Annotated in this window: 6 protein-coding genes; 1 reads left to right on the forward strand and 5 read right to left on the reverse strand. The window is 32.5% G+C overall.

Features of this window, described 5'->3' with window-relative positions:
* The 3 genes from D1839_RS19945 to D1839_RS19955 form a co-directional block, all read right to left on the reverse strand.
* The coding region (locus tag D1839_RS19945) for an IS3 family transposase (protein ID WP_147358306.1) at positions 1-464 on the reverse strand (464 nt) is incomplete at its 3' end.
* A 119-nt stretch (positions 465-583) separates the two neighbouring features.
* The gene (locus tag D1839_RS19950; RefSeq protein ID WP_120381545.1) at positions 584-838 is read right to left on the reverse strand and encodes a transposase; all 255 of its coding nucleotides are present in this window, start codon (positions 836-838) and stop codon (positions 584-586) included.
* Between the two features lie 648 nt (positions 839-1,486).
* Positions 1,487-2,833 carry a hypothetical protein gene (locus D1839_RS19955; protein ID WP_120381523.1) on the reverse strand — a complete coding sequence of 449 codons (1,347 nt, stop codon included), beginning with the start codon at positions 2,831-2,833 and terminating at the stop codon, positions 1,487-1,489.
* 136 nt (positions 2,834-2,969) lie between these two features.
* Here D1839_RS19955 and D1839_RS19960 point away from each other — a divergent pair, with 136 nt between their 5' ends.
* Positions 2,970-3,332: a UPF0715 family protein gene (locus tag D1839_RS19960; protein ID WP_158589715.1), complete on the forward strand. Its 363-nt coding sequence runs from the start codon at positions 2,970-2,972 to the stop codon at positions 3,330-3,332.
* Between the two features lie 1,095 nt (positions 3,333-4,427).
* Here the strand turns inward: D1839_RS19960 and D1839_RS19965 are convergent.
* Positions 4,428-4,631, reverse strand: coding sequence for a hypothetical protein (locus D1839_RS19965; protein WP_120381525.1), 204 nt, complete (start codon positions 4,629-4,631; stop codon positions 4,428-4,430).
* 192 nt (positions 4,632-4,823) lie between these two features.
* Positions 4,824-4,976 carry an IS3 family transposase gene (locus tag D1839_RS21545; protein ID WP_120381526.1) on the reverse strand — a complete coding sequence of 51 codons (153 nt, stop codon included), beginning with the start codon at positions 4,974-4,976 and terminating at the stop codon, positions 4,824-4,826.
* Between the last annotated feature and the right edge of the window lies 1 nt (position 4,977).

Consider the following 4,977-nt stretch of genomic DNA (forward strand, 5'->3'; position numbering starts at 1 on the left):
ACCAATCGATGGTCTTTGTTTGCTCCTGCGCTATATCCAATAATTTCTCGATTAAAAAGGTCGACAAATAGGCAGACGTAGTTCCATTTTCCAGCTACATCTACATACGTCAAGTCGCTTGCAAGCACACGAAGTGGTACAGACGAGCTAAAATCACGATTTAATACATTGGCAATTTCGGCTTCATTGCTCTGCTTCGACGAAGGCTTGTACGCTCGTTTTGCATTGTATTTAGAAACGAGACCATTCTCACGCATAATGCGTGCAATTCGGCGTCTGGATACTTGCTTGCCTTGTTGTTTGAGCACCACTTTGATTTTACGTGATCCATACGCTCTACGGCTTTGATAAAATATATCCTTAATTAAGATGGTTAATTCTTTTTCTTCTTTCCATCTATTGCTTTCTTTACGTTGGAGCTCGTAGTAGTATCCACTGCGAGAAACGTGCAGAATGGTGCACATCGCTGATATCGAGTATTTATGCGTGTTTTGCTTTATGACAGTTACTTTCGTCCGATAATCAGCGTTGCTTGCTTTTTAGTAAGACTTAGCATTTTATATGCTTAGTCGCATTTATACCTTTAGGTGCAAATATCATTTTCCATTCGTAATTGCTGGTTTTCTTTGCGTAGTTTCAGAATCTCATTTTCTTCTGGTGTACGATTATCTTTTTCTTTAAAAGAGCCAGTCTGACTATGTTGTTTTATCCATTTATCCAATGCAGATGGCGTCAAGTCATACTCGGCAATAATGTCTTTTCGAGGTTTTCCGTTTTGGTATAGTTGTACCATTTGAGATTTGAATTCAGCTGAGAAGGTTCTTCTTGCTTTTGTCATTATGGTTACACTCCTTTTTTAAGTGAGTAGACGTAGACCCTTATGGTGACTGCTTACATGCGGCCTTGACCCGGAGCCTCTCCGGGCATGAGTGATACGCCAGAAACCAGGTATTAAACACTTGGCTCTTGAAAAGAGGTTATTATGCCCGCTTCTCTGCATAAAGGCACTTTGTTGAACAAACTTATTTTTATAATAGGAACCATTTTATGTTCTGTTTAGCCTACTTCACCTTAATTTGTTTGTCTAGTCAAGTGTAACCTATCCAGGCATATGAGATAAACACTTTATCTGCTTTCAAATCTTTTTCCAAAATACTCCCTCCAAATGCTTATAAGTTTATTAGCCTCTCTTTTCTTATTAACCACCCATTTATGCAGTATTGGACTTTTACGGCTTCTCCAATTCTTATTATTAATTCAATTTTGTCTTAATAAATAATAGCCTATAATTATGTAAACTGACGAAGGTTATTAGTTTTTGTTAAAATTTTTAAATATTTCATATTTCACTTTATTCCTCTATAACTCTCCTCATCCTTTGCAACCAATTAGGATTAATAAAGGACTACATTTGCCTTTAAGAGCATCCATAGTCCTTAAAATCTGAAGAGATTAACGATTTAATGTGAAATTTTTAATTTATCCATTACATGTCGAAACTCCAACTTTCTTTAATACCCCAAAGTTTCCAGAAATCCTTCTTACTTGCTACTTTGAATCCGTAAATACGTATGCTTTCGCCCGGAGAATTTAACCATAATTCATGGTTTGGTGCTTCGTCATGGTTTCCAACTGCAGAGAAATGGTTTGGACTAGCTTGGACGGCATAACCATAATCAATTTCTGGATATGGGCCAGTCAATGGGATTGGAACTCCGTGAATAACTCTCCATTGTAAATCGTTTCTTTGTTCCTTAACTATTCTCAAGTCAATACCTGAAGTACTTGCTGTACCTTCATAATTAGTATCTTGACACGTTGATGTTTCACAACTATATGTTGCGTTAACATCGGACCATAATTTGAGTGCTGGAGGATAATCAAATTGGGCATATACTCTTGCTTCAGTTCGATATTTATCAGTGTATGCTTGAAAAGAAGATCGATTATCTCCTTTTAAATAATTCGCTCCAGAGAAAGGATTTGGGTTTTCGACTGAATTATAAGGAATAAAGGTTCTATAAGTGACATCAAAGAACATTGGGACATTAGCTGCTATATTAGCTTTTTCATTGTCATTTAAAAATGAATCCATTAGTAAATCATTTTCTAGGTATTGTTTGTTGTTATCAGGTACCTTTACTAGAGTATTTAAAGTTCCTCCATAACGTAATTCGTTAACCTTTTCTTTTAGTTCTTCACTACTAAAATTTTCGTTTTCTTTATTATCTCTAATGAGTTGGTCCTCTTCTTCTTCAGTTAATTTGTTTTTAATTTTTACTGTATAATAATAGTTTTCGCCAGCTACTACATTCGAGTCTGTATAAGATAAATCAATTGTTTCGGCTATTTTTTTGTCATTTTTATAGATTTCATATACGCCATCTTCGTCTGGTATTTTATTCCAATTTAAAGTGACACCAGTTGTGCTTGTAATTGTTTCAAGCTTAGTTTCCTTAATCAAATCACCTATGTACTGCCGTTTATTTCCCCCGTTAAAATTATTTATCCTACTTTTATTAATTTTAGTATTTTCGTCGTTTCTTATGTTCACTTGAATTACCTCTAGTAATCTACTGTCCTCAAATATTCCAATTCTATATTTTTGTTGAGAGTAATCCATTTTTTCACTAAATACATTTTTTTCTCCTTCATAAACTAAAGTATCGTCTTTGAATACCTTATACATTTCCCCCTCTTTTTTTATATTGATTGTTAGAATATTGTTTTCCTTCTTTATTGCTACATCTTCGGTGTCTTGAGCTGAAGTTAGCATTGGTGAACAAACTAATAAAATTAAACTAGATAAAAGTACTGAAAATAATTTTTTCATAATTTTTCTACTCCTCTTTATTATATTTATGTTACCATTACTATTGGTAATATTACTATCACTTGAAAAGGATTTCAATAGTAAATTCAAAAAAATAGAAATTTTGTATTTAATTTGGAAAGGGTGGTTGAGTGGTTTGACCAAAATTAATGTGAAGACAATAGTACTTCTATTTGCTTGCTCGTTAATCTCCGCAGCAATTAGCTCTACAGTATATTTTTATTTAGATTCAATTCCTTTTTTAGGATATTTTATTATCACTCTTATTTATTTAGTTTGTTACCTATTAATTGCTTTACCAATTCAAATCATTTTAAATAGAAAACCTCGTAAATTTTCTGCATATTACTTAGTTATTTATCTAACTGGAGCTACTGTTGTATGTTTTTTCGTCGGTTTGCTATACGCTTCCTTTTCGTTAGCACTCTTCATGATTGCCTTTATTAACGCTTTTATTTTTTGGGTTTTTGATTCTTTATTATTACAGAATAAAAACTAGATTATATTCTTACGTAAATTCATTAACTAGACAAAATGACCCTAAAAGGAAAATAGAAGGGGTGAAGATGATGATACTTAGATATAAGTATTGGCTTATGGATTTGCCTGTGCCCGATTTTCTAATATCTATAACAGTGTCAGGCTACTCCAGATTCATAGAGATATTGTAATTCTAACTGTGACATTAATATATCTTTTAAACTTAGTTTTACAAAAGAAAGTGCTACTTCTTATAAAAGTTAGACGAAAACCATGTGATGAAAAATAAAATGGAACTCTGTTTTACAAAATAAAATAGAAATATGGTGATTGGAATTAGGGGGTTTTCGGGTTTTCCCACTCTTTTCTTCGCTTTTTATCCTCACCCATGTATCCTTGACCCTTCTCCTTCCTTCTCTCATATGCTTTTCGTTATTTTGCTTAACAAAAAAGAACCGAGAAGGCGTACTAACTGTACGCTTCCGATTCTGGTTGGAGTATTACATAGAGCCCGATACAAACCTACCTCCGCTTCCCATTCTTTGTAAAATTTAATTACATTTGGAAAGTAGAGATACATCTTTGAAACCGAGAGTTACAGGGGAACAAACTATTTTTCAGTGGCAATAAAGTCGGAAACCAATATTCTTGATTTTGCGCATTTCAAACGTAGTGGGTTACTTTGGTTAAAAATATAGTTGGAAACTGACCTTTTCTCCACCGATAATTAGGGACCTGCTTCATTTGGCCTCTACTGCTGATCTTCTTCTTACAAATGCTATCCCTCTTCTATATGCTCATTAAAGTGTTAAAATTATTGGACCTAATTTGTTGCCATATGAATATGATAAAACTCTCCATTTCAGGAGATATGCATTTAATATAACCAAATTTTGCTTTCTACTATTACTTCACGTAACATGGATCAGTTGCGACTATTATAATATTCGGTCTTAATTATACCGTAATAGCTCTTATCATTCTTTGGTTCCATAGATGTTTTTGTGTGTAAGTAATTTAAATCCATACCTAAAATTAAAATTACTCTTGATATTCTCTGGTATTTAATATTCCTGAGGAACCGGAAAACAAATTACAAATTATATCTGTTGCTTTAATTAATAGTAAATCCATTTTTTACATCAATTTCAAAAAAGAGATTGACTTCTCTAATCCCTATCGCTAACTTATGTGGAAGAGAATCGATAAAATAAATTATTTCAAATATAACATTATTGATACTAACATTAAATTTAGTTCGTGTAATATCTAACATCCTCATATTATTATATAGTGTTTTTAAACCAACTAATTTCACAGCATCCCCTCCTAGTACTTCCCAGCATAGTAGATAGTTAGTATTTTACAGTTCAAAATTGCATAAAAAATTAATTTACATACTAACCTATTCACTATCTAAGTAAAGTCTATCTTTAACATTAAAACGCAAAGTTTCTAAATTATATTTTCTAAATTTATATCTGGTATGTCAACACTGGTATGTCAACACTTAACTAGACAATTTTTTTAAGGTATTTTCTTTAAATAGAATAGGTGTTATATAGTTTAGGTTTTTATGAATACGATAATGGTTAAACCAATGCACGTAATCAGCTAACTCCAGTTGTAATTGTTGTAAATGCTTAAAGGCTCTACCATTCACA

The sequence above is a fragment of the Roseburia sp. 1XD42-34 genome (assembly GCF_009917385.1).
Classification (GTDB): domain Bacteria; phylum Bacillota; class Bacilli; order Bacillales; family Amphibacillaceae; genus Virgibacillus.